Here is a 24,050-nt window from a genome sequence, read left to right on the forward strand (position 1 = left end):
TCCTGCTGCTCGTATGGTTCATCCACGTTCTGGGCGCATGGCTGTCAGATGCGTGCGCACCTGCGCACACATCCGGATTTCGTCGCGCTATACCAGTTCGATCCGGCCCACGTCGCCGTGGATGCGCAGCTCTACTCCCGTAGACAGGGACTCGAAACGGCGCAGGAGGTCTGCCGCCGCCGCGCCGCGGGCTCGTACCGGCAGACCGCGGGTCGCGGGATCCGCATCCGTCCGGAGCCGGAAGGGCACGAGTTCGATGCTGCGCACGCGACCGGCCGCCAGGTCGACCTGAGCGCTGATGCCCTCCCAGAACATAGGGTCTCCGGAGAAGTCCAGACCCCGTTCGGCGATCTGGCTGTCGGTGGCGGTGACCGGCAGCCGCGCCTCCCGCCGGGCATCGTCGGGTAAGGCGGACACGGCGTGGTACTGGAAGATGAAGTTGCCGAGGCTGTAGAAGATCGGCGCTCCCCGGTAGAACTCCATACCGCGTACGACATGGGGTCCGTGTCCGAACACGATGCGTGCGCCTGCGTCGACCAGCAGGCGGCTCGTCTCGACGAAGAAGTCGGCCGGATCGCAGCTGCGCGGCCCTGACTCGTGGCTGTGCAGGCTGACGATCACATCTCCGTGTTCGGCTGCGGCGGCAACCGCCCCGGTCAGCATACCGATGTCCTCGGCGTCGATCAGACTGTCCGGGTCGGGACCGCTGCCGACGGTGACGAGCAGGTTCTCGGAGAGCCGGATCCGCTGTGCCTCCGCCGGGATCTCGGTGTCGTACATCAGGCTCGCCGCGATCCGAGCACCGGCGAAGATCTGCGGCTCGAGGGTGCGGCGGCGGACGAACCGCAGCGGAGCGACCCCGGGCCGACCGGGGATCGGACCTCGGGTCCTGGTGGCCGCGAACCCGAAGGGAAGCGTGCTGCACGCGCTGATCAGGCTGACCGAGCCCGCCCCGCAAGTCGCCATAGCCGGTGCGAATGCCTGCTCGTAGGTGAGCCCGACACCGGCCGAGGCTATGCCGACCGCCTCCAGCGAGGCGGTCGTGGTCAGCATTCCCGGGACGCCGTAGTCCAGAGCATGGTTGTTGGCCCTGGCCACCATGTCGAAACCGACTGCTTTGAGGTCTGCCGCCGCAGCGGTCGGGCAGCGTAGGTACATCCCGCCCTTGGCCGCGCCGGCGGGCATCCCGTAGTCGTGGAACAGCGTCTCCAGATTGCAGACGGTCACGTCGCCGGTGCCGATGTTCAGTTCCTCGGCCGCGAGATCACCCGCAGCCACCGCGTCGGCGAGGCCCGACGTCAACAGGGCATCACCGAACAGCGTGATCCTCACCGGAACGACTCCCTTCTGCTCGGTCTGGCGTTCATCCCGATCCGGGCCTCGACGCACAGGCCCGGACCGGTCACTTCTGGGTGGACGGCTCGAGTTCGGCCGGGGTGGCGGTCGGCTCCGCCTTGGCGGAGGCCTCCGGCCCGCCGTCGGCTGGCGCGGTCTCTGCCCGCGGCACCTCGGCCAGCAGCGGAATGTCGCGGATGGCGGAACTGGCGGTCAGCAGCACCGCACTCAGCAGCAGCACGCCCACGAACAACAGCACCGACCAGACCGCCCCGACGTGCGCGAGCATCAGACCGGCAAGCACCGGGGCGAGCGGGCTCATGCTCGTGGCGAGGAAGGTGATGGCACTCTGGGCGCGCCCCTGCAGGCCGTCGGGCGTGACCAGCACCTGGTAGCCGAACAGGCTGGAGTTCAAGGCGGGAACCGCGAAGACCGCGAGTGCCACCATGGGGATGAGCACGAACGGGTTAGCGGTCGAAGCCGTCGCGGCGAAGCTGGCCGCGATCAGCCACGCGGCGCCGATCGCGATGCGGCCGGTGGTGAAGCGCTTCAGGATCAGCGGTGATGCCATGGCGCCGAGGATGCCGCCGACGCCAACACCGGTCTCCAGCAGACCGATGACCGACGGGCGCACCCCGTGCCGCTGCAGATTCATGATCAGGACCAGCAGAATGCCGCTGGCGGCGAAGTTCAGCAGCGTGGCGACCACGGCGATGAGCCGGATTGCGCGCTGCCGGACCAGCCACCGACCGCCCTCTTTGATTGACGTCAGCACGCTCTCGCGCCCTGAGCGGGCGGGCGCGGGGAGCTTGTTCTTCATCGTCTTCAACAGGACGGTGAGGACGAAGTACGAGATCGCGTCGACGGCGATGGGCAGCCAGGCGAACACCGCGTAGAGCGCACCGCCCAGCGGACCACCGGTGAGGGTCGCCAGATGCTGTCGGCCCTCGTTGGCGGCCATTGCCTGGCCGAGGTCCTGCGGGCGCACGATCTGCCGGAGCGCGACGACCTGCGCGGGCAGGAAGAACGCTCGGGTGACCCCACTCAGTGCCGACACGACGATCAGGTGCACGATCGAGAGCCGGTCGAGATAGGTCGCGATGGCGACGGAGGCGTACATGACACCGCCGCCGGCAGAGCAGACGAGCAGGACCGTGCGTCGGCTCCACCGGTCCACCAGGGCGCCAGCAGGCAGCATGGTCACACTCGAACCGAGGGCATGCGCCGCTCCGACGAGACCCGCCTGTACCGTCGAATGCGTGATGGCCAGAGCCAGAAGGGTGAAGACGAAGGTGCTCATCGCCGAGCCGACAGAGCTGATCGTCTGGCCTGCCAACAGGCGTCGATAGTCCGCATTCTGCAGCAGTTCGCTTCTGAACTTCATTGCCGCTCACGTCCTTGGGATCGAGAAGGTCGGGATTGGAGCTCTGAGGATCGTCTCAGCTGCGATCACGCTACCTAAGCGCACCTTCGGGAACCAGGCCGTGCGCAATGGCGGCCAGGTCCAGCCGCTGCCGCCAATTCGACTTGATACTGGGGCAGGGAACGTGGCCCTCCTGCCACAGCTTGGGGCAGGCACCACCGCACACCGGCAGTACCGGACAGCTCGAACACTGCGGTCCGCCTTCATCGACGGACTGGTACCAATGGTCGAATTCCGCGCGGGGTCGGATCGCCCCCGGCGAGAGGCTGTCCAGCCGCGCGATTACCTTCGTGCTGCTCTCGCCGGGCACCAGCGGATGCTCCGAACAGCCGTACATGCGCCCTTCGGCATCGATCAGCTCGGCGTTGCGAGTGGTGGCCAGACACGTCCCGTGTCGAGGCTGCTGTGGCAACAGCTCGGTGTGCAGTCCGGAACGCGTGGCCTGGGCGAGCCACTCGGCTTCACGGTCGGCGTACGCGCGTTTGCCCAACTCCACCGCCGACACGTCGTTGCCCCAGGAGTGGACCGGGAACAGCTGGACGCGGAAGAGCCGGTCTGTGAATCCGGCAGCGGCGAGCTCGTCCAGGAGCTCGCTGACATGGTCCTGGTTGGCGTTGTCGATGTTGACGCGGATGTTCACGGTGAGATCGGGGAACGCGCCTGACTCTGCGGCCTCCCCGAGCACCGTCAGGATCCGGCGGAAGCTGCGGCCGCCGTTCTTGAGGAACCTCCGGGCATCATGCTGCTCCTGCGGGCCGTCGATCGTGACGTCCATGGAACGGAGCAGGCAGTCGTCGTACAGCCGGTGCATGGTGCGCATGGTGAGCAGGCTGCCGTTGGTGGCCATGTTGGCCCGGTACGCGGTGCCGTGCTCACGTGCCGAGGCGATGAACTTGGTGCTCAGCTCGCGGATGGTGCGCAGCGCGAGCAACGGTTCCCCGCCGAACCAGGTGACGAAGACCGACCTGACCTCCGGCTCGGCGATCGCAGCCAGCACCCGTTCGGCCACCAGGCCGAGGCGTGATTCCTTCGGCACGGGCTTGTAGTGCTCCTGCCCGCAGTAACTGCATCCCATGTTGCAGTTCGACGTGGGCATCAGGGTGAACCGGCGGTAGGCCCGATTGTCGGAGAACCGCTTGAACCGGGACACCACGGCGCCCCGTTCATCCTCGTCCGCAGGTACGACCGCCTTCGCGTCCACCAGCTCGGACAGGTCGGCTGAATCGATCTCCGAGATCTGCCCGGTCCGCAGCCGCCGCGCGACCGACGGGTCGACGAACAGCAGCTTCGCCGTTCTGGTCGCGTAAACGGGTGTGACGGTCGAACCGTCCGAGCGGCGATAGGCCGTGTCGCCGATCAGCAGGTACCTGCTGGCCACGGAGTCGATCGCTGCGGTCTCGCCTGCGCTGTCTCCGTGCCCGGTCGGGCCGGTCGCGGTGGTACCGGTGCCGTTCGGCATCAGTGTCTCCCGTCGGTGAGGGTGGTCATGACGCGGTCCAGCAGGATTCGTACCCGCTCGGGACCGACGGTGGTCGGGGCCTGCCCTGCGGTCGCCGAGTCCGGTCCGCCCAGACGGCGGACGATGTCGCAGGCCAGCGCTGGGTCTTCGCCGTCCAGTTCGAGAACGACCTGCTCGAACTCGGCTCGGGCCCGGCTGACATGGCCGGTCGCATGCAGCGTGTCGGCGATCGCGCAGCGGATGCGCAGCCGGGTCAGCCTGGACTGCAACGTTAGGCTTCCTGCCTGGGCCACGAAGCGCTGTGCGGTCTGGGCGTGTGCCTCGGCTGGGCCGCGCTCACCGGCCTGCGCCAGCTGGGATGCGAGATGGCAGAGTTGGATGGCGCGGGTCAGCCCGCTGCGTCGGCCTATCCCGCCGACGGCGGCGACGCCGTCGCGTTCGGCCCGCACAGCATCGACGAGGTATGGCGCCTCGTAGGCGTGCTGGGCTCCGCTGTGCGACGACAGCGGCCAATGGGCACGCAGGACAGCAGCCGCCTCAAGCAGGGCCGCGGCAGTCGATCTGCGATGCGTCACCTTGCAGGTGTCGGCGATGACGACGTCCCTGATGGTGTTGCGCAGCAGGTTCCAGTCGGGCACCACCGCCCAGTCGGGCGAGCTGATGTCCGCGTCTGGCAACGCTCCGCCCCGGGTGCGGGAGATCTCGGCCAGCTCTTGCAGCCCGCGCAGCCCGCGGTGATGATCACCCGCGTAGCCGTCGAGGCGCAGGAGGTTGATCTGAGGTTGTACGGCGAAGGCCACCGTTTCGGGCCAATCCGACCGTCCCCGGCGCCGCAGCGCGAACGCGAGTTCGGCGTGGCACACCGTACGGGCGTCGTCGGTCATGCCGGCGCGGAACAGCATCAGCGCGAACAGGTTCGCGGCTTCGAACACCTGCGCCGTGCAAGTGATCTCACTCAGCCGTCGTTCGACCTTGTCGCACAGTCGCGGCACCGTGGCGGTGACGCGTGACTCGTCGGAGAGGTAGCCGAGCCAGCGTGAGGTGGTCATCATCGCGGGCATCGTTCGGGGCGGGATCATCGACGCCATCGCTCAGCCCGCCTCCACGAATCCCGGCAGCTGCCCCGCCGCCGGACCGACCGCAGCCGCGCAGAGCAGTTCCGGTAGGAGCAGATCGTTGGCGGCCGTCGAGACCTCCTCGGCGGTCAGCTCGCTCAGAATCCGCGCGCGCTGCCGCCCGGCCGTGATGGGGAAGCCGCCCCGGGCCCAGCGTCCGTGCTGTGCGGTGACCTGGTTCGGAGTGTCCAGGCAGAGCAGCTGCGAGCGAAGCATCCAGTTGGTGGTGGCCCGGACCTCGTCCGGGCTCATGCCCCGCGCGCAGACGGCGTCGAGCTGGTGGCGGATCAACTGCCAGGCGTCCCGCGCCCGCGCGGCCTCGACCTGGGAACTCAGCGTGAACTGCACCGAGCTGCCCGCAGTGCTCAGCCGGGGCGCGAAGTTCAGATCTATGGAGTAGGTGAGTCCGGCCTCGTTGCGCAGGCTGGTGTGCAGCCGAGAACCCGACCAGCCCCCGAGCATCGTCGCGACGACCTCCGCCGCCACCGCCCGCCGCAGGTCGGTGACTGGCACGAGCCGTCCCAGCGCGATGGCCGCCTGCCTGGCGCCGGGGAACGGGCGGTTCGACCACTGCGGCGAGCTGAGCCCGAGGACCGGGCCTGCGGTGTGACCTGCGGTCTGCCAGCCTTCGAAGGCGCGGGCCAGAATGGCGGGTGCATCTGTCCGGTCCAGGTCGCCTGCGACGATCATACGAAGGTTCCTGCTGCTGAAGTACGCCGCATGCTGCGCGGCGAGCGATTCGGCGCCGTATACGCCGTCGCGATCGTCGCCGGGCAGCTCCGGCGTCGCGTAGCGGGATGCCAGCGCGTGGATCTGCTGTTCGACGGTGGCGACCGCGATGTGCCGCAGTGTTCTGCGGGCGGCGGAGTGCATCGCCCTCAGCCGGGCCCCGAAGATCGCCGAATCGTCGGCATCGAACCGTGGTGCGGTTAGCGCCTCCACGACGGTCGTAGCCGTCTGCGTCAGCAACTCCACCGGGGTCAGGAAGGACACGCTGGTGCTGTCACAGCCGCAGTCCGCGGCCACCATGGCGGACAGGCGGTCGAGTTCGGCGGCCATCGCTCCCGAGGTGAGGCGCCGCGAGGCGGTGATCGCCGTGCGCAGCATCATCTCCGTGAGCCCGGGGCGGTCGGCTGGGTCGTTGTCGGCGTACCCACCGGCGAAGAGCAGCCGGACCGCAGCGGTGTGCTTGCCGGGAAGGTGGAGCAGACTCATTTCGAGACCGCCCGTCGTCACGGACTCCTGCCAGGCCGGGTAAACCGCCTCGGCGCGGTATGCCCCGATCGACCGCATCACCTCTGCCACGGACCTGTACTTCGTCGTCGCCTCAGCGGTCGGCATGGCGATACCTCACCACCGCGCAGTCCCCGCCGAGGCGGAAGCACCCGAGCGCCTCGGTCAGGTCGGCCAGGGTGGTCCGCAACATCGCGTCGTACATGGTGTCGGGTGCCCACGGTCCGTCCTGGAAGAGAACCGCGAACGACAGGTCGTTCGCATGCCCGCCCACCCGATCCCGATTGCACAACCAAGCCGAGCGGTACAGGCCGAGCAAGCGCTCCAGCGCCTGCGGCCGCAGCCGGGTGAGGTCGATCGACGCCACGGCTTCGGCATAGGCGGACTCCAGGTCAGCCAGATCGGCACCAGGCAATGCGACCAGCTCCACGACGCAGAGTGCGGCGTGGCGGGCCTGGGACATGAAGCGGATGTTGACGTCGGAGACCAGCTTCCGGTCCCGTCCCAGCGCCCCGATCAGCAGTCCGTCATGACCGCCGGCGAGCAGTTGCGCAAGCAGTTTGGTCCGTTCGTGGCCCAGGGTGCCGGCCGGCGGGATGGACAGCCCGATGAACAGTCGCGGTCCCCACACGCCGCTGCGTTCGGCCCGGACGGGCGTGTCGCCGCCGGGCGACGGAGTCTCCTCGACGTGCTCCTGCCCGCACGGGTCGGGTCCGGGCGAGAAGCCGCTCAGATAGTGGTCCACCGCACCCAGGGCAGCCTCGGGGTCGACGCTGCCGACGATGGCGATCGCGGCGCGGGAAGGAACGTAGTGGGTCGTGAAGAACGCGACCACCGAGTCCCGGGAAGCGGCCCGCACATCGCCGAGCGGGGCCAGCGGCAGATGGGCGTATGGATGGGGAGCGGGATACAGCAGGCTCGCGACCAGTTCGTTGACGTCGCCGAAGGGCCGCCCCTCCTGCTCGAACCGCTCGTTGCTGACGACCTCGATCTCCCTGCCTACACCGGCGTCGTCGAGCGCGTCAGCGAGGTGCTTCAGCCGTTCGGCCTCCAATGCCAGCACGGCCGTGTAGTCCTCATGCCCGACCACGTGGTTGAAGTTCGTGGAGTCGGTGGACGTCGACGCGTTCACGTTTCCGCCGACAGTCTGGATGGCGGCCATGTGCGCACCGTTGGGAACCGAGCGGGTTCCGGAGAACATCAGGTGCTCGAACAGGTGCGCATACCCGTGCTGGCCGACCTGCTCGTGCCGGGAGCCAACCTCCAGGCGGAGGTTGAGGCCGACGAGCGGACTGGCCGCCACCGGGGCGATCACTACTCGAAGCCCGTTTACGAGGGTGTGTTGATGGACGGTACTCACGCTGGGGGGCATCGTGACTCCACGGTGGTCGGGTTCTGTGTCTGCCGGCCGCCCCGGCACCCTCGCGGGATGCCGGGGCGGCGGAGTATCGCTGCTCAGCAGCAGCAGGCCACGTTGAAGTTGGCGGCGTCGGCGTCGCCCTCCTCAACCTCGATGGAGTGACCCTCGAGGTCGGTCTCGTCGGCCTCGATCTCGGGCTTGGTCGTGTTCTTGTCGGACACTTCGGCTCCCTGTGCTCATGCCGCCGGACCGATTTCCGGCGGTGGGCATGACAGTAGGCAATCCACGCCGGATGTGAAGCGGTTCCGGTGTCACAGAAAAAGAGGACAGGCGCCCTCTGGAGTCGTCGGATAAAGTGCTCGCGAGATGCGCAGAAACTGCACTGTACGGTGCGATGGGATGCTCGAAGGAGTCACGGCCAATGACGGGGCAGACCGCTCGCTCGGTGATTCAATTCGCTCATATGAGCCCAGGCGAGACGGTGAGCACCGATCGTCTGGCCAGGCCAGGTTCAATATCGCGGCAGTGGGCATGGGGCGGTGGCACGGGCGAGGGCGTCCGTGTGTGCGTCATCGACAGCGGCCTCGATCCGACGTTGGACATCGGCCGTCGCGGTGGCTCTTTCACCGTTTCAAAGAGTGCCGTCGATGGCACCTTACGATACGATGTGGTGACCGACTCCCAAGGCGATGCGGCCGGTCATGGAACCGCCTGTGCCGCGATCATCAATCGCCTTGCCCCGGCGTGCGAAATAACCTCCATAAGGGTGCTAGGCCCGACTCTTGGCGGCGCCGGGGACATTCTCATCGCGGCGCTGCGCTGGGCGATCGCAGAAGGATTCGGCGTCATCAACCTGAGCCTGTCGACGCGGAACCCGGTTTACAAGCAGGAGATTCACGACCTCGTCGACCAGGCGTTCTTCCAGGACGTGGCGATCGTGGCCGCGGCCCACAACGCTCCTGTGGAGAGTTATCCCTGGCGTTTCTCGGCCGTGTTCTCCGCGGGATCGCACTCGGTCGAGGACCCGGAGCACATCGAGCTGAATCCAAGGCCGCCCGTCCAGTACTTCGCGGCCGGCGTCCGAGTGGCCGTGCCGCAGAACGGCCGCGTGGTCCGGGTCTCCGGCAACAGCTTCGCGGCTCCGCACCTGGCGGGTCTCATCGCACGGATCCGGTCGAAATATCCGCAGCTGGCTGTGCCCGAGATCAGGCATGTGCTCTCCGCGGTGGCCAGCAACCTAGTCGAAGGAGAACGCGAGTGACGCCGGCCAGCCGGAGCAGCCGCGCTCGTCCTGCCCAAGACCCGTCCATGGCGGGCCGGCAGCGAGCCGAGTTGTTGCGTTCCACAGTCAGATTTGCCCGGGTGCTGTTCTCCGCCCACTCGGCGTCGGTCTTCCTGCATCGTCCGGACTCCGAGACCCTGGTGCTGGAGGCGACCTCGGAGCAGTACGCGGACAGCATCCTCGGCATCGAGATGCCCTCCAGCCAGGGTATCGCCGGATGGGTGTTCCAGACCGGAGAGTCGATCATCGCGGATGAGCTGGACACCGCTCCGCAGTTCTCCCGAGACGTGGCGGAGAAGACCGGATACCTTCCGCGCTGCATCCTCGCCACGCCGCTGGAGACCGATGGAGTCGTCTTCGGGGTGGTCGAGGTCCTCGACCCGACCACCCCGATCGTCGACTCCATGCAGACCCTCGAACTGCTGCAGGAGCTTTCCCGGCAGTGCTGCAGCTCGCTGGCGGCGCTCAACGTCCTGAACGACGACATGGTGGGCAGCCGGTTCTCGCTGGAGCGGCTGCTGCAGCACGTGAAGTACCTCAGCAGCCTGGAAGACCCGGCGGCCCAGGACTTCCTGCGCGCGTTGGAGTCCGCGACCGACGCCTACGTCCGACGATGAGCGGACAGGACCGTGGGTCGCTGCATCTGCGTGGCGGCACTCTCGGAGCCGTGTCCGGTGCGATGCGCACGCCGCCGCCACGAGGGCTGGACCGTCTGTCAGTGTGGAACGTGTTCGCGGGCAGCGGCCAGCCGGGAACACCCGTCGGACCGCGCAGTCTGGGCGCGCGTGGACAGGCTCTGGACGACGACCTGCTGGCACGGACCGTCGCCGTCGCCGAAGGGCTGGAGCGGTACGCCAGCCGGGCGTTCGGACGCAACCACCATGATCACATCTGGGCGCTGGAACGGCACCTGCCGGGTGCGGTCATCGAGACCAAGAACCTGCCCCGGTGCTCGGACTCGGAGCTGGGCGCTTCTGCCCGGGCCGTCGTGCCGTACGACCCGGACCGCGAGATCCGCTGGGTGCGCGGCTTCGATGTGATCCAGCGTTGCGAGACCTGGGTGCCCGCCTGCATGGTGAACCGGGGACTGCCCGACCCGACCGACGCGGAGAGGTTCGCCGCCGGAGGTTCCACCGGCTTCGCGGTCCACACGGACTACCGCGAAGCCTGCATCGGCGCACTGAGCGAGGCCGCCGAACGTGATGTCGCGGCGCTGACCTGGCTGCAGCGGCTCAGCCTGCCGCCGCTGCGGGAACAGACCACCGAGCGACTCGCCTACCTGCTCGAATGGTCGGAGGACCACTTCATCTCGACCCGGCTGTTCGACGCGACCTCCGACGTCGGCGTGCCCACCGTGTACGCGCTGCAGTTCGCCGACCATGACCCCTGGTACGGGCAGCTCGTCGGCGCCGCGACCGGGCGGAGTCTGGCCGTCGCCGCGGAGAAGGCGGTGCTGGAACTGATCAGCTTCCGCAGCCATCCGGGAACCCCGGCGGCGGTGCCCCGCTCAGTCGAGGAGATCACCGGCGTTCTGGACGGGGCCAGATACATGGGCCAGGTTGAAAGGCGCCACGCGTTCGACTTCCTCGCGACGCCCGCCGCACCGCTCGCCGCCAGGCGCGTGGTGGCCCCGCTGCCACCAGAGCCGGAGGCCGCGTTGGCGGAGCTGGTGGCGCGGCTGGCCGAGGTCTGCGACCAGGCCGTCATCGTGAACATCACCACGCGAGAGCTGCGGGCGTGCGGCACGTCGGCGGTGGCCGTGGTGGTGCCCGAGTTGCAACCGCTGAGCCTGAATCCGTATGCGCAGTTCAAGGCGCATCCGCGCCTATACCGGGGACCGGCCGCGATGGGATACGAGAGTAGGCAGGAATGGGACCTCAATCCCTGGCCGCAACCATTCCCGTAACCCCTGACTCGCGCCGGCCCTTGGTCACCACCGTCGAGGGCACCTTCGCCGTCGCCGTCCGCGAGGCCCTCGATCGCCACGGCCTGGACCTCGCCGAGGGGGACGGAGCACAGCTCAGGGAGCTCGCCGCAGGTGGCCGCCTGGTCGTCGTACTGCAGAGCCGTCCCGGTCGACGCCGGTTCGACCAGGTCGACCAGCTCGCTTTCCGACACGGGTGGACATGGCTGCCCGTGGTCAACGACCACCGGGACATCAGAGTGGGACCGCTCGTGGTTCCCCGAGCCGGGCCCTGCCTTCTCTGCTACGAGAGCCGTCGCCGCCAGCATGAGCGCGCCGCACCGCTGGACGCGATGATCGAGAGCGCCTGGGACGACGGCGAGATGGCGGGCCCCGAGCTGTTCCTGCCGCACCACGTGACCTTCGCCGCCGCGCAGATCGCCGCCTTCGCCTCGACCGCGGCTCGCGGCGAGTACACGTTCCTGCGCAAGGACCTTCGCGAGCCGGATCGGTTCGGTCGGGGACTGGTCGAGGCCGTCCACGGCTGCGGGCGCTGCCATGACTGAGGGCGAGCCGTACCGGCTGCGGACCGGGGTGGTGGCGGGCTGGCTAGGTCCGTCGACCTGGGTGATCGTCCACGGAACACGCCGGATGCGGCTCGAGGTCGGCTCGGCGGCAGCGGCGCTGGGTCGGGGGCTGATGTCAGGGCCGGTCGACCGCCGATCCGTCCCCGAAGAGGCCCGGGGGCTGATCGGACGGCTGGCCGGACTGGGAGTGCTCGCGACCACCTCGGAACCGGTGTCGCCTGCGGCGGCCTATGCGGACGCGTTCGCGGGCACCGGTCCACCCGCGCGGCCGGGACGTCTCATCCTGCTCGTGAGCGACGATCGGCGAGCCGATCAATGCGTCGCGGACCTGTGCGCGGCGGGCCGGGAAGCGATCCGGCTGCCGTTCAGGGACAGCCGGCTCGCGGACCTTTCGGCTCTGCCGGCGGCCTCGTGTGGGCTGGTGGTCGTCGACGGTGCCGAAACCCCGCCGGGCGACCTGCTGGCAACGTCGTCGGGCGGCGCGCAGGTCACGCTGGTGCGGTTCGTACAAGCGGGCACCGTGCTGAAGATCGAGCTCGTGGACCGGGGCGGCACAGCACGTCCGGCGTCGCCACCCGATCCGGTGCCGGCCGAACAGATGCGGCCCGAGCTGGTAGCGACCGCGTACGCGATCCTCGCCGACTGGCTCGGCGAGCTGGCCGACCACCCCGACTTGGCCTGGCCAGCCGAAGGGCGGCACGTGGATTTGAGCAGCGGCAACACTCGTACCCGCGGGGAAGCACCCGGCGGATGGCCCCGGGATCGCGACACCCGCAACGCCACCTCGCCCAGATTTCCCAGGGCCGCCCTGGCCGAGTCCGCCCGCGGGACTCCGTTCGAGCAGATAGCCGCGTGTCTGGGCGAGGCGGTCGAGGTTGCGCTGCCGCCACAGCACGAGCTGTTCTTCGCCCTCTTCGCCCCCGTCGGCGGCCTGCCGGCCGGTTACTTCCGCTGGCACCCCGACTCGCGCACGCTGGTGCAGCTACGGCGGAGCGTGCCGCAGCGGCGGCGGTTGCTCGATGAGTTCGCGCCGGACGCCGTGGCGATGGTGGCACTGGTCGCCGACTGCGCTGCCGGGGTGTGCGGAGCAGGGCGCTGGGCCGTCGAGCTCGTGCCGACCCGACGCGGCGTGCGGGTGGAGTCCGTGCGGTGGCGCGCCCGACTGGACCGTGAGCTGGAGCTCCGCCCTGCCGAAGGCGAGCGGGTGGTCTTCGGCGTCACCCTGTCGCCGGGTAGCCCGCCGATAGCGCTTCTCCGGGAGGATCGATGAAGGCCGACAACGGGACACCGACCCGCGTGGATCGGGTGCCCTCGTGACCGAGACCTGGGCCCTGTTCGATCGCCTTGCCGACCGGTACGACCAGGCCGTCCCGTACTTCGCCACCTGTGCCCGGCAGCTGGTTGACATCGTCGACCCGACGCCGGGATCGCGGGTGCTCGACATCGGCACCGGTCGTGGGGCGATCGCGATCGCCGCCGCGAGCAGAGGCTGCGAGGTCACCGCGATCGACGGGTCCGCTCGCATGATCGAACTGCTCGCGGCCCGCCATCCAGGGCTGTCGGCGCGGGTGATGGACGCGATGGCGCTCGATCTTCCCGCTGGCAGCTTCGACCTGGCCTGCGCCGGATTCATGATCCATCTGGTGGCCGACCCGGCTCGGGTCCTCGCCGAGCTGCGCCGGGTGCTTCGGCCGGGAGGTGCCGTCGCCCTGACGCTGCCCGATCCCAGCCCCGATCCGACGGGCCGCTGGGCGGGCTGCCGTCGGCTGATGGCGACCTTCGCGGCACGGGCCGGTGGTCTGCGGCCGCCCGACACCCGTCTGGATGTGGCGGCCGCGCTCCGGCAGACGGGCTTCACCGACCTGCGCCGGCTGTCAATCAAGGTTCGGCTACAGATACCCGACCCGCAGACCTGCTGGCAGTTCGGCCTGTCGCACGGATTCGCCCGCCTGGTCGAGGCACTTTCCGCAGCCGACGCCGCAGAACTGGAACGTCTGGCACTGGCGGAGTTCGTACGTATGCACGCCGACGGCGGGATCGTCGTCGATCAGGCGGCTGCGGTGCACCTTGCCCGAGTTCCGGGCTAACCCAACCACGAAGGAGTTCACTGATGGCTCTTGTGCGTAACCTCTCCCATGTCGAGGCGATCGACCGAGCCCGCCTGATCACCGTGGCGGCCTACGACATCACGGTCGACCTCACCGATGGTCGCGGCGCACCCGCCGACGACACCTTCCGCACGATCACGGAGGTGGCCTTCACCTGCACCGAACCTGGCGCGGAGACGTTCGCCCAGGTGGCGGCGCGTGCTGTGCGCGCGGCTTCGCTGAACGGCCGTTCCCTGGACCTCTCCGGCTGGTCTGCGGACAAGGGACTGGCACTGTCGGATCTCGCGGCGGTGAACACGCTGATCGTCGACGCCGACTACGAGTTCTCCAGCACCGGCCAGGGACTGCACCGGCTGGTCGACCCGGTCGACGCCGAGGTCTACCTGTACAGCCAGTTTCAGGCCCAGGACGCCCAACGGGTGTACGCGTGCTTCGACCAGCCCGACCTCAAAGCCGTGTTCACCTGGCACGTGACGGCTCCCGCCCACTGGAGGGTGGTCTCCAACGCGGTCGTCGAGCGTGTCGAACGCGACCAGACCGCCCAGGTGGTGCACTTCGCCGAGTCGGTGCGGATGAGCACATACATCACCGCCCTATGCGCCGGACCCTTCTACGAGGTGCGCGAGATGCACGACGGCATCGACCTGGGCCTGCTCGCCCGTAGAAGTATGGGGCAGTACCTGGAGCCGGACGACCTCTTCGCCACCACCAGACAGGGCTTCGACTTCTACCACGCCCAGTTCGGCGTGCGTTATCCGCTGCCGAAGTACGACCAGTTGTTCCTGCCGGAGTTCAACAAGGGCGCGATGGAGAACTTCGGCTGCGTGGTCAACGCCGAGCAGACGTTCATCTTCCGCTCGCCCGTGACCGACTTCGAGTACGAGCAGCGCGCCAACACCCTGCTGCACGAGATGGCGCACATGTGGTTCGGCAACCTCGTCACCATGCGCTGGTGGGACGACCTGTGGCTCAGCGAGTCGTTCGCCGAGTGGGCCTCGCACTGGTGCAACACCGAGGCGACCCGCTTCACCGACGCCTGGACCACGTTCCTGTCCCTGCACAAGAGCTGGGCCTACCGCCAGGACCAGCTCTCCACCACCCATCCCGTATACAGTCGGATGGATGACGTGGCAGCGGTAGAGGTCAATTTCGACGGCATCACCTACGCCAAGGGCGCCAGCGTCCTCAAGCAGATCGTGGCGTACGTGGGCATCGACCCATTCGTGGCGGCACTGCGGCAGTACTTCGCCAAGCACGCCTGGGGCAATACGACGCTGAGTGACCTGTTGACCGAACTCGCCCAGACCTCGGGCCGGGACGTCACGCCGTTCGCTGCGCAGTGGCTGACGACAGCGCAGGTCAACACCCTGCACCCCGAAATCGAATCGGATGCGGGCGCCTACCGCCGGGTGGCGATCCGGCAGACCGCACCGATGGACCACCCGACGCTGCGCCGTCACCGCATCGGAGTCGGGCTCTACGACCTCGTCGGTGCCGAACTGGTACGCCGTCAGATCGTCCACGTCGACATCGACGGTCCGGTCACCGAATTGCCCGAGCTGATCGGCTTGCGCACCGCGGACGTGCTGCTACTCAACGACGACGACCACTCATACGCCAAGATCAGGCTCGACTCCCGGTCGCTGGCGACCGTGGTGGACCACATCGCCGGCTTCGGCTCCTCCCTGGCCCGCGGGTTGTGCTGGGCCGCCGCCTGGGACATGGTGCGCGACGGCGAGATGGCCAGCCGAGACTATCTGGCGCTGGTCGCGTCCGGGCTGCCGCAGGAGACCGACATCAACCTGATCACCGCCACGCTGATGCAGGCACGGACCGCGATCGGGCAGTATGCCGACCCCGAGTGGCATGCGCCGGGCTGGGAACTGCTCGCCACCGTCTCCAGAACGGCCATGCTGGAGGCGGCCCCGGCAAGCGGCTTCCAACTGGCCTGGGCACGCAGTTTCGCCTTCGCCGCCCGCGGCGAGCAGGACCTCGCCGTTCTGAAAGGCTGGCTCACCGGATCCGGCGTCCCGACCGGACTCACCGTCGCCGGCGACCTCCGCTGGCACATCATCCAGATGCTGGCCGCGGCCGGGCGGGTCGGCGCCGCCGAGGTGGCGGCTGAGCACGCGGCAGACCATACGGCCACGGGCGACCGTCAGGCGGAACTCGCCCTGGCGATGCTGCCCGACGGCGCTGCGAAGGCAGCTGTGTGGGAGGCGCTCACGGCATCGCAGCAGCCGCCAAACTGGAAGGCCCGGGCGATGCTGATCGGCTTCCAGCACCCGTCGCAGCGGGAGCTGCTGGCTCCGTATACGAAGAGGTACTTCGACGTGGCGGCGCGGATCTGGGCTGAGCGCGACAGCGAGTCGGCGCAGGAGTTCATGACCTTCGCCTACCCGCGATTCGACATCAGCGAAGAGGCGATCGCCTACGCCGAGAGGTGGCTCGCGCGTGACGGGCACCCGGCTCCGTTGCGCAGGCTGGTCATCGAGGGCAAGGACGCCGTCGCCCGCGCGCTGGCCTGCCGCCTGCGGGACACCGCGGCACGGCAGGTGGCGGTGGCGGGTAGCTGACGGCGCGCCACCGACGGGTGGGCGAGGCAGTATCCGGCCGCGCCCACCCGTCGATCATGCCCCTGCTGCGGCTGTCCTCGCCGCCTCAGGGTTCAGACGCTCGATGAGGAAGTCCGCCGCGTCGGAACGAGCCTTGATCTGGTTCTCGCTCTTGACGAAACCGTGGCCCTCGTCGGGATAGACGTCATAGCGGACCTCGACCCCGCGCGCTCGGAGCCGCTCGACGAGCTGATCGCTCTCACCACGGGGGACGCGAGGGTCGTTCGCGCCCTGGAGCACGAACAGCGGAGCCCGAATCTGGTCGACGTAGGTGATCGGCGAGCGGGACAGGAGCATCTCCGCGTCGGTGTCTGGATCGCCGATGACGTCAGCCACCAGCGCCCGGAAGGCGGGTGGCGTAGCCTCCGCCAGGGTCACCAGGTTGCTCGGGCCGAACAGGTCGACCCCGGCCGCCCAGTCCATCTCCGGCAACCGGGCCAGGCACGACAGCACGCCGAATGCGCCGTAGGAAGCCCCGAACAGCCCCAGCCGCGCGGGATCGACCCAGTCCTGCTCGCGTAGCCACTGCGCCGAGGCGGCGAAGTCGCCCAGGTCGCCGCCGCCCCAGTCCCGGAAGACCAGCTTCTCGTAGGTCTTTCCGTATCCGGACGACCCACGGGCGTTCGGCGCCAGGACCGCGACACCGTGACTGACCAGATACTGGTAGAAGCCGTCGTAGACGTAGGCAGGACGTTCCTGGTAGACCGGGCCGCCGTGGATCGAGAGCAGCACACCCAGATCGGAGGTGGCCCCGGCCGGGAGGTAGAGATAGGCAGGAACCTGGCGACCGTCATGCGTGGGATAGTGAACAAGGATGGGATCGACGAACGTCGCCGGATCGGCGACGCCGGGAACGGAGTCGGTGAGCCACCGCACCTGCCCGGTGACGAGGTCGATCGCGGCGGCGTTCCACGGTCTGGTCGGCGTGGACAGCAGTACGACGGCGAACGCTCCGTCGGCCGATACCGAGATTGCGTCAGCCTGGCCCAGTGGAAGCTCCGGCATGGGCAGGTCCGTTCCGGTGCGGAGATCACGTCCCCTCAGCTGGGAAGCACCGCCGACGTTGACCACCCAGACCAGGGTGCGTCCATCGGCGGACAGCGCCACCGCCTCCACATCCCAGTCGGGAGTGTCGATCCAGGTCAGCTCGCCCGAGTCGGCGTCGATGACGGCGAGGCCGGTGAACTCACGGCCGGCGTTGCTGCGGACGATGAACCCCGAACCGTCGGGCAGCCACGGCCCGAGCCAGTAGGCCGCTACGGCTTCGTCAGAGGTCAGCCTCTTGGTAGGGCCACCCGAGGCGGGCAGGATGTGCACCACGTGGTCATAGCCTTCCCGCCACAGGGCCATGCTGAGGCGAGAGCCGTCGGGTGACCAGTGGCCCAAGGCGAGACGACCGTCTCCCTCGTAGATCCGGTTCACCTCGCCGGTGGTCAGATCCCGGACCAGGATGTCCTGATCGGCCCGGGAACGGTCGTTGCCCACGTACGTCAAGTACTTGCCATCTGGTGAAACCGGGGCGCCATACCCGAGCGTGAACTGCGCACCCGTCACATCGGTGAGCGGCGTCGGCTCGCCGCCCTCGGCGGCGATGGCATACAGCTGTGTTCTCTCATCGCCGTTCTGGTCGGCCTGGAAGATCAGAGTTCTGCCGTCCGGGTGCCACGACGCCTTGCGAACCGTGTGCGTCGAAAAGTCAGTGACTCGCCGTTCCGGACCCCCGACGACCGGACGCACGGTGAGGTTGAACTGGCCGGATGCGTCATCGGCATAGGCGATCTGCGAACAGTCGGCAGACAGCGCCAGGATCGGCTGAAACCTTAGCGTGGGCCGGAAATCGCGGTACGAAGGCATGCCCTGATCCTAGCCAAGCGGAAGTTCAGTCGCAGTCCCGCAAAGTCCATCGGGCTATCCTCAGAGTCCATCAGTTCGCCGGGCACAACCATGGCCTGGCCGGGCTCGGTTCTGGTTGCGGGCTTCCCGACCTCATCGGTGGCAGAAGCGGCCGCATCAAGTCCGTGGGTCCAGAGGCGTTGTGCGGATCATCGGCATCACTACAGTCTGCATCTGGCTGCTTGTCAGAGAAGCCGGAAACTCCGCCGGACCATCGCCGACGCGGAACCTGGGCGCACCGTGGTGCCGTCAAGCCGCTCAACAACCAACTCCGACTTGTCCAACCACAGCGTCTCACCCTGACGCACAAACAGCGCTTGATCGAGAGTGACGGTCAAGCAGCCCTCGTTAGCGATGATCTCTCTAATCATGAGTTCTCTCGGGGCGACGATCCGGTCTCCGAACAGCTGCATGCTCCGATGCTTGCACCTCAGCCGGTATCACGTCGACCGGCTTAGTGATCGAGTTGCGTGCAGTGGCGTGCCAGATCGGCGTGCCACAGGCAGCCGTAGGCGGGCACCGGGCGGGCAGATGCCCAGCGTTGACGGCCTAGCGTTTCGGGCATCCCGGACGCAACTTGGCGGTATTCCCAGCCTGGTGATCATCCTGGGTCGGGCAAGCTGACGGGCGACAAGCGCAGGCAGGCGACCAACGGTTTAGCCGGGCCAGCACAAGATTGGAAATGGATGCGCGCAAGTCCGAAGCGGACCTCCCGAGACATTCGAATCGCGCATTTGCCCAGTTCAGACACCATATTTAATCGGTTCACGCGGATGGATGGCCTCATGTGATGCGGACTTTTAATCCGTAGGTTCAGGGTTCGAGTCCCTGGCGGCCCACCAGCACCGCAGGTCACGAAGCCCCCTCGGCACACGGGAGGGGGCTTCGGCCTTTATATAGGTGCGCACGTCGCGCATGACCGGCGCCTGCGGTCCCCACCCGCGCCCAGTCGCCGCGAATTGGCCGCAGACCGCGATCATGCCGCGCTGCGCGGGCCTACCGCCCCCGACTCATGCGCGTTAGGGTGCACCAATGACCGACGGGAGCGCTTCCACTGCTCACAGCGAGCCTGGATCGCTCACTTCCACGCCGCCGACCCTCGCCGAGGTCGCCCGCGCGGCCGGGGTCTCCATCGCGACCGCGTCGCGGGTGCTCAACAACTCCAGCCGGGTCAGCGCGGAGGCGTACCAGCGGGTATGCGACGCGGCCAGCCAGCTCGGCTACCGGCGGCACCGGGCGGCGTGGGGTCAGGCGCAGCGGAAGGTGAACGCGTTCGCCGCCGTCATCCACGCCGGGCACCGGCTGCTGTTCACCGAGCCGTTCTTCGCGCGGCTGATCGGCGCGGCCGAGCTGGAGCTGGCCGCGCACGGCATCCCGCTGCTGGTCACCACGGTCAGCGGCGGCCTGGTCGAGACCGTCGGGCGATACCTCCAGGGCGGGCACGTCTCCGGCATCATGATCGTCTCCGACCACGGGCCGCTGCCGCTGTCGGCGACGCTGGCCACGCTGGGCACGCCGGTGACCGTGATCGGGCGCCCGCTGCGGCCGCAGCCGGTGCCGTACGTCGACGCCGACAACCGGGGCGGGGCCCGCGCCGCGGTCGAGTACCTGATCTCGAAGGGCCGCCGCTCGATCGCGCACCTGGCCGCGCCGCCCGACACGGGCGTGGGCGCGGACCGGCTGGCCGGCTACCGGGACGCGATGCGGGCCATCGGCGCCACCGACGCCCCCGTCGCGTACGGGGACTGGAGCCAGGCCTCGGCCGCGCACGCCATGCAGCGGCTGCTCGACCAGCGGCCACACCTGGACGCCGTCTTCGCCGCCTCGGACGTGATGGCGGCGGGTGCCGTGCGCTACCTGCGCAAGGCCGGCCGCCGCATCCCGGAGGACGTCGCCGTGGTCGGCTTCGACGACCACGCCCTGGCCGAGCAGATCCGGCCCGCGCTGACTACGGTGCACCAGCCGGTGGAGCAGATCGGCACGGTCGCCGCCCGCTGGCTGCTCGCGGCGGTGCGCGGCGAGCCGGTCGGCGACGGGCCCACGGTGCTGCCCACCGAGCTGGTGCTGCGCGACTCCGCTTAGCCGGTGACCACGTCGGCGACGACGACGGTCACGTTGTCGGGGGCGCCCCCCGCCAGCGCGAGCGAGACGAGCCGGTCGGCGCAGGGCCGCACGTCGATGACGCGGGACATGACCTCGGCGATGGCCTCGTCGTCGACCACGTCGGACAGGCCGTCGCTGCACAGCATGAGCCGGTCGCCCGGCCGCAGCTGGAGGGTGAGGATCGTGGGCGTGAACTCCCGGCCCTGCACCGCCTGGGTGATGATCGAGCGGTGCGGGTGCACCCGCGCCTCGGCCGGGGTCAGCAGCCCGCGTTCGATCATGGCCTGGACCAGGGTGTCGTCGACCGTCAGCTGGCTCAGCTCGTCCTCGTGCAGCAGGTATGCCCGGGAGTCGCCGACCTGGAGCAGCGTCGCCCGGCCGTCGTCGAAGAGCACGACCGTCAGCGTCGTGCCCATGCCCTCACTGGCCGGGTCGGCGTCGGTGACCTCGCGGATGCGCGAGTTGGCCTGGGCCAGCCGGGCCAGCAGCGCCTCGGCCGGGTCGCCCTCGGCGGGCTCGCCGTCGAGCGGGGCGAGCTCGTTGATGACGATGTGGCTGGCGACCTCGCCCGAGGGTGAGCCGCCGATGCCGTCGGCGACGGCGATCAGCCGACGGCCCGCGTACGCCGAGTCCTCGTTGTTCTCCCGAACCAGGCCAGGATCGGTGACGGTCACGGCGCGCAGGATCAAGCTCATGGTGTCTAGCCTGCCTATCGCGAGGGGACTTGTCTTTAAGCAGATGTACGTATCTTGCCTCGCTCGGCACGCGACACGCCCGGCGGCCGCACTGCGCCCTCCTCGTATTGTGTGGCGATGACGCCGTTGTCGATGGTCGGGCGCGCCGACGAGCTCGACGAGCTCGCGCGGCAGTGGACCTGCGTACGGCGCGGCGACGGCACCGGGACGCGGGTGGTGGTGGTCACCGGCGCGGCCGGGACCGGCAAGTCCCGGCTGGTGAGCGAGGCGCTGGCGGCGTTCGCGCCGCGCCCGGCGGTGGTGCTGTGGGGCACGGCCCGGGTGCACTCGCCCGCGCCGTACGACTGGCTGGCCGCGATCCTGAGCCGGCACGACACCCGCGACCTGCCGATTCCCGCCGACGGCCTGGCCTGGCTGGGGCAGGACCCGACCGCCCCGGCGGAGCGGTACGCGCCCGGCGCGCTGCTGCGGCTGGCGGTGCGCACCGTGCGCGCACTGGTCGGCCGCGGTCCCGCCGCCCTGATCGTGGAGGACCTGCACGCGCTGGACCCGGCCAGCCTCAACCTCGTCGCCGAGCTGGCGGCCGCCGCCGGCCTGCCCGTGCTGCTGGTGGTCACCAGCCGCCCGGCCGAGGCGGCGGTCTCCCCGGAGCTGGCCGCGACCGCGCTCGCCCGGCTTTCGGGTGCCGCCGGGGCGGTGCGCCAGCATCTGGGCCCGCTGGGCCGGGCCGAGGTGGCCGCGCTGATCGCGCAGGTGCACGGGCCGGTGCCCGAGGGGCTGGCCGACGCGGTGTGGGAGCGCACCGGCGGCAACGCGTACCGGTTGACGGAGCTGCTGGCTGTCGCGGCCGGGCAGCCGCCGCAGGCCCTGCTGAGCGCCCCGCTGCCGGGTCAGCGCCCCGCGCCGGCCGCGCCGGGCGAGCGGGCCGAGCTGACCGCCCGCGAGCTGGAGGTGCTGGAGTGCCTGACCGCCGGGATGTCGAACAAGCAGATGGCCCGCACGCTGGACATCTCCATCCGGACGGTGGCGGTGCACGTGTCCAATCTGCTGCGCAAGACCGGTTCTTCCTCGCGTACGGAGGCGGCGCTGTGGGCGGTGCGGCGCGGCTGAGGGCCGGGTAGGCGTGGCTAAGCTACCGGTATGCCCGATAAGGGTGTTCCGACGTCGAGGCCAGGGGGACCAGTGCAGCTCACCTTCATCCGCAAGACGGCGCTGTCCGGCGACACCAACTGCCCGTCGCTGTACCGCACCGACCGGGGCACCTACCTGGTGCAGGGCTGGCGGGTGACCGACCCGGAGGCGCTGTCCCAGCTGGACGTCCCGGCGCACGAGACGGTGGTCGAGGTGCCCGCGGACGTGCTGGCCGAGCTGGCCGCGGCCGGCCGCTGACGCGCGACGGCCCGGGCGCGCACCGCTGCGGGGCGGGCGCGTCCCGGGCCGTCGGACGTCGGCGCGGTCAGTCGTTGTCGATCTCCACGTCGACGTCGATGTCGACGTCGTCGTCGTGGTGGCTGCGGCGGGACTTGCGGCGGCGGCGCGAGACGCTCGGCATCGCCATGACGAAGCCGTACTCGCGGCGGCGGCGGTAGTAGTGGCGGCGGCGGGGCCCGAAGATGGCGTACACGATCGAGGTGGCCACGCCGAAGATGACGTAGACGCCGAGGACGAAGATGCCGCCCGCGTCGGCGATACCCAGGAACGCGCCGTCACCGCGGATCGGCAGCACGACCAGGGCCAGCAGCACCCAGGTGATCATGCCGTAGACCAGGCCGACACCGACTGCCGGAATGATCTGCCCGCGGATGAACTTGCCCAGGAACGCGCCGAAGAGGCCGCCGCCGGCACCGGCCACGACGAGCGTCATGACCCACGCGGTCGAGGCGTCGGTCTCGCCCACGAGCTGCGCGTACGGCTTGATGTGCCCCATGATCTGCAACGCCAGGGCCAGGAACAGCCCACCGGCGACGCCGCCGACCACACCGGCACCGGTGCGGCTGACCAGGTTCACCTGAGGGGTGTATTCACTCATGATCGAGCTCCGGAGGGGTTGAGGGGTATAGCTGGCGCACGTTACCTCGCCGCCGTCATAGTGCCCTACTCCGGCATCCCAGCCCAGTGCGCGCACGGAACTTGACAATCTTGGCGGCCGCGTTCGGCGATCCCCCTGCGCGCCAGGGCCGCGAGTGGTTGAGTGTCGACATGGACCACTCGCCCGACCGCCCGGTGCGGCTGCTCGTGTTCGGCGGGTCGCTGCGGCGCGAGTCGCTCAACCGCAGGCTCGCCGCGTGTGCCGCCGCCGAGGCGGGCCGCCTGGGCGCGCAGGTGCGGCTGGCGGACCTGCGGGACTGGCCGCTGCCCCCGTACGACGGCGACGAGGAGGCCGCCACCGGCCTGCCCGAGCCGGTCGGCGCGTTCGGCGCCGCGCTCACCGAGGCCGACGCCCTGGTCATCGCCTCGCCCGAGTACAACGCCTCGATCCCGGGCACGCTGAAGAACCTGATCGACTGGGGCTCCCGCCTGCGCCCGCAGCCGTTCGCGGCGCGGCACGTGCTGCTGATGTCGGCGTCACCGTCCATGGTGGGCGGCAACCGCGGCCTGTGGGCGCTGCGCATCCCGCTGGAGCATCTGGGCGCCCGGGTGTACCCGGAGATGTTCTCGCTGGCCCAGGCGCATCAGGCGATGGACGAGCGGGGCTGCGTCGGCGACGCCGAACTGGCCCGCCGGTTCGCCACGATGCTGACCGACTTCCTGACCCTGGTCGAGTCGGCGGTGCACTACCCGTGCGCCAAGCAGCGCTGGATCGAGTTCCTGGGCGAGCGCCCGGACCCGGCGGTCGACCGCATCGAGTAGCGCCCTTCGATCCGCTGTCGGCCGCCACCGTTCCGGCGGCGTCCATAGCGCGCCAGTGCACAGCAGCTCAGACCGGTTCCTATTTCGTT

General features: G+C 69.3%; 22 protein-coding genes. 11 read left to right on the forward strand and 11 right to left on the reverse strand.

All coding sequences use genetic code 11. The annotated features are described in order from the left end of the window. Nucleotides 1-87: 87 nt before the first annotated feature. From Cs7R123_RS39485 to Cs7R123_RS40960, 7 genes are all read right to left on the reverse strand, one after another. Entirely contained in the window at nucleotides 88-1,332 is a 1,245-nt protein-coding gene (locus Cs7R123_RS39485; protein ID WP_212834277.1) for a CapA family protein, read from the reverse strand. 70 nt (nucleotides 1,333-1,402) lie between these two features. Beyond that, nucleotides 1,403-2,719 carry an MFS transporter gene (locus Cs7R123_RS39490; RefSeq protein WP_212834278.1) on the reverse strand — a complete coding sequence of 439 codons (1,317 nt, stop codon included), beginning with the start codon at nucleotides 2,717-2,719 and terminating at the stop codon, nucleotides 1,403-1,405. 70 nt (nucleotides 2,720-2,789) lie between these two features. Then, on the reverse strand, nucleotides 2,790-4,217 hold the full coding sequence (locus tag Cs7R123_RS39495) for a radical SAM/SPASM domain-containing protein (RefSeq protein ID WP_212834280.1): 1,428 nt from the start codon (nucleotides 4,215-4,217) through the stop codon (nucleotides 2,790-2,792). Then, entirely contained in the window at nucleotides 4,217-5,269 is a 1,053-nt protein-coding gene (locus tag Cs7R123_RS39500; protein ID WP_212834282.1) for a hypothetical protein, read from the reverse strand. Before Cs7R123_RS39500 ends, Cs7R123_RS39495 begins: the two co-directional genes overlap by 1 nt. A 39-nt stretch (nucleotides 5,270-5,308) precedes the next feature. Continuing rightward, nucleotides 5,309-6,547: a pitrilysin family protein gene (locus tag Cs7R123_RS39505; protein ID WP_212834284.1), complete on the reverse strand. Its 1,239-nt coding sequence runs from the start codon at nucleotides 6,545-6,547 to the stop codon at nucleotides 5,309-5,311. Nucleotides 6,548-6,659: 112 nt separating this feature from the next. Further along, nucleotides 6,660-7,925, reverse strand: coding sequence for a pitrilysin family protein (locus Cs7R123_RS39510; protein WP_212834286.1), 1,266 nt, complete (start codon nucleotides 7,923-7,925; stop codon nucleotides 6,660-6,662). Nucleotides 7,926-8,020: 95 nt separating this feature from the next. Beyond that, the gene (locus Cs7R123_RS40960) at nucleotides 8,021-8,146 is read right to left on the reverse strand and encodes a hypothetical protein (protein ID WP_280517355.1); all 126 of its coding nucleotides are present in this window, start codon (nucleotides 8,144-8,146) and stop codon (nucleotides 8,021-8,023) included. 200 nt (nucleotides 8,147-8,346) lie between these two features. On the opposite strand from Cs7R123_RS40960, the gene Cs7R123_RS39515 reads away from it, so the two are divergent. The 7 genes from Cs7R123_RS39515 (at nucleotide 8,347) to pepN (ending at nucleotide 16,381) form a co-directional block, all read left to right on the forward strand. Continuing rightward, nucleotides 8,347-9,186: a S8 family serine peptidase gene (locus tag Cs7R123_RS39515; RefSeq protein ID WP_212834288.1), complete on the forward strand. Its 840-nt coding sequence runs from the start codon at nucleotides 8,347-8,349 to the stop codon at nucleotides 9,184-9,186. A gap of 47 nt (nucleotides 9,187-9,233) precedes the next feature. Further along, nucleotides 9,234-9,824: a GAF domain-containing protein gene (locus Cs7R123_RS39520; RefSeq protein WP_280517356.1), complete on the forward strand. Its 591-nt coding sequence runs from the start codon at nucleotides 9,234-9,236 to the stop codon at nucleotides 9,822-9,824. Between the two features lie 101 nt (nucleotides 9,825-9,925). Beyond that, the gene (locus Cs7R123_RS39525) at nucleotides 9,926-11,113 is read left to right on the forward strand and encodes a YcaO-like family protein (protein WP_212834291.1); all 1,188 of its coding nucleotides are present in this window, start codon (nucleotides 9,926-9,928) and stop codon (nucleotides 11,111-11,113) included. Nucleotides 11,114-11,133: 20 nt separating this feature from the next. Beyond that, nucleotides 11,134-11,676 (forward strand): hypothetical protein, encoded by a 543-nt coding sequence (locus tag Cs7R123_RS39530; protein WP_212834292.1) that lies wholly within the window; start codon nucleotides 11,134-11,136, stop codon nucleotides 11,674-11,676. Beyond that, entirely contained in the window at nucleotides 11,669-12,967 is a 1,299-nt protein-coding gene (locus tag Cs7R123_RS39535) for a hypothetical protein (RefSeq protein ID WP_212834293.1), read from the forward strand. The genes Cs7R123_RS39530 and Cs7R123_RS39535 overlap by 8 nt, the downstream gene beginning before the upstream one ends. A 43-nt stretch (nucleotides 12,968-13,010) precedes the next feature. Continuing rightward, a complete protein-coding gene (locus Cs7R123_RS39540; RefSeq protein WP_212834294.1) occupies nucleotides 13,011-13,784 on the forward strand; it encodes a class I SAM-dependent methyltransferase in 774 nt (257 codons plus the stop codon). Nucleotides 13,785-13,816: 32 nt separating this feature from the next. Further along, a complete protein-coding gene (pepN, locus tag Cs7R123_RS39545; RefSeq protein ID WP_212835126.1) occupies nucleotides 13,817-16,381 on the forward strand; it encodes an aminopeptidase N in 2,565 nt (854 codons plus the stop codon). Between the two features lie 54 nt (nucleotides 16,382-16,435). Here pepN and Cs7R123_RS39550 read toward each other — a convergent pair whose 3' ends face one another. Continuing rightward, on the reverse strand, nucleotides 16,436-18,274 hold the full coding sequence (locus Cs7R123_RS39550; RefSeq protein WP_212834295.1) for a S9 family peptidase: 1,839 nt from the start codon (nucleotides 18,272-18,274) through the stop codon (nucleotides 16,436-16,438). A 224-nt stretch (nucleotides 18,275-18,498) separates the two neighbouring features. Next, nucleotides 18,499-18,726: a hypothetical protein gene (locus Cs7R123_RS39555; protein WP_212834296.1), complete on the reverse strand. Its 228-nt coding sequence runs from the start codon at nucleotides 18,724-18,726 to the stop codon at nucleotides 18,499-18,501. Between the two features lie 619 nt (nucleotides 18,727-19,345). Here Cs7R123_RS39555 and Cs7R123_RS39560 point away from each other — a divergent pair. After that, nucleotides 19,346-20,395 carry a LacI family DNA-binding transcriptional regulator gene (locus Cs7R123_RS39560; RefSeq protein ID WP_212834298.1) on the forward strand — a complete coding sequence of 350 codons (1,050 nt, stop codon included), beginning with the start codon at nucleotides 19,346-19,348 and terminating at the stop codon, nucleotides 20,393-20,395. Here Cs7R123_RS39560 and Cs7R123_RS39565 read toward each other — a convergent pair. Continuing rightward, nucleotides 20,392-21,111 carry a PP2C family serine/threonine-protein phosphatase gene (locus tag Cs7R123_RS39565; protein ID WP_212834300.1) on the reverse strand — a complete coding sequence of 240 codons (720 nt, stop codon included), beginning with the start codon at nucleotides 21,109-21,111 and terminating at the stop codon, nucleotides 20,392-20,394. The genes Cs7R123_RS39560 and Cs7R123_RS39565 overlap by 4 nt on opposite strands. A 117-nt stretch (nucleotides 21,112-21,228) precedes the next feature. On the opposite strand from Cs7R123_RS39565, the gene Cs7R123_RS39570 reads away from it, so the two are divergent. Both Cs7R123_RS39570 and Cs7R123_RS39575 read left to right on the forward strand, forming a co-directional pair. Continuing rightward, on the forward strand, nucleotides 21,229-22,221 hold the full coding sequence (locus Cs7R123_RS39570) for a response regulator transcription factor (protein ID WP_212834302.1): 993 nt from the start codon (nucleotides 21,229-21,231) through the stop codon (nucleotides 22,219-22,221). A gap of 72 nt (nucleotides 22,222-22,293) precedes the next feature. Then, entirely contained in the window at nucleotides 22,294-22,500 is a 207-nt protein-coding gene (locus Cs7R123_RS39575) for a hypothetical protein (RefSeq protein ID WP_212835151.1), read from the forward strand. A gap of 67 nt (nucleotides 22,501-22,567) precedes the next feature. Here the strand turns inward: Cs7R123_RS39575 and Cs7R123_RS39580 are convergent, their stop codons facing one another. Beyond that, nucleotides 22,568-23,140 (reverse strand): hypothetical protein, encoded by a 573-nt coding sequence (locus tag Cs7R123_RS39580; protein WP_212834304.1) that lies wholly within the window; start codon nucleotides 23,138-23,140, stop codon nucleotides 22,568-22,570. 170 nt (nucleotides 23,141-23,310) lie between these two features. Between Cs7R123_RS39580 and Cs7R123_RS39585 the strand changes: the two genes are divergently transcribed. Then, complete coding sequence (locus Cs7R123_RS39585) at nucleotides 23,311-23,961, forward strand: NADPH-dependent FMN reductase (protein WP_244872433.1); 651 nt, start codon at nucleotides 23,311-23,313, stop codon at nucleotides 23,959-23,961. Nucleotides 23,962-24,050: the final 89 nt, after the last annotated feature.

This window comes from Catellatospora sp. TT07R-123 (assembly GCF_018327705.1).
Lineage (GTDB): Bacteria > Actinomycetota > Actinomycetes > Mycobacteriales > Micromonosporaceae > Catellatospora.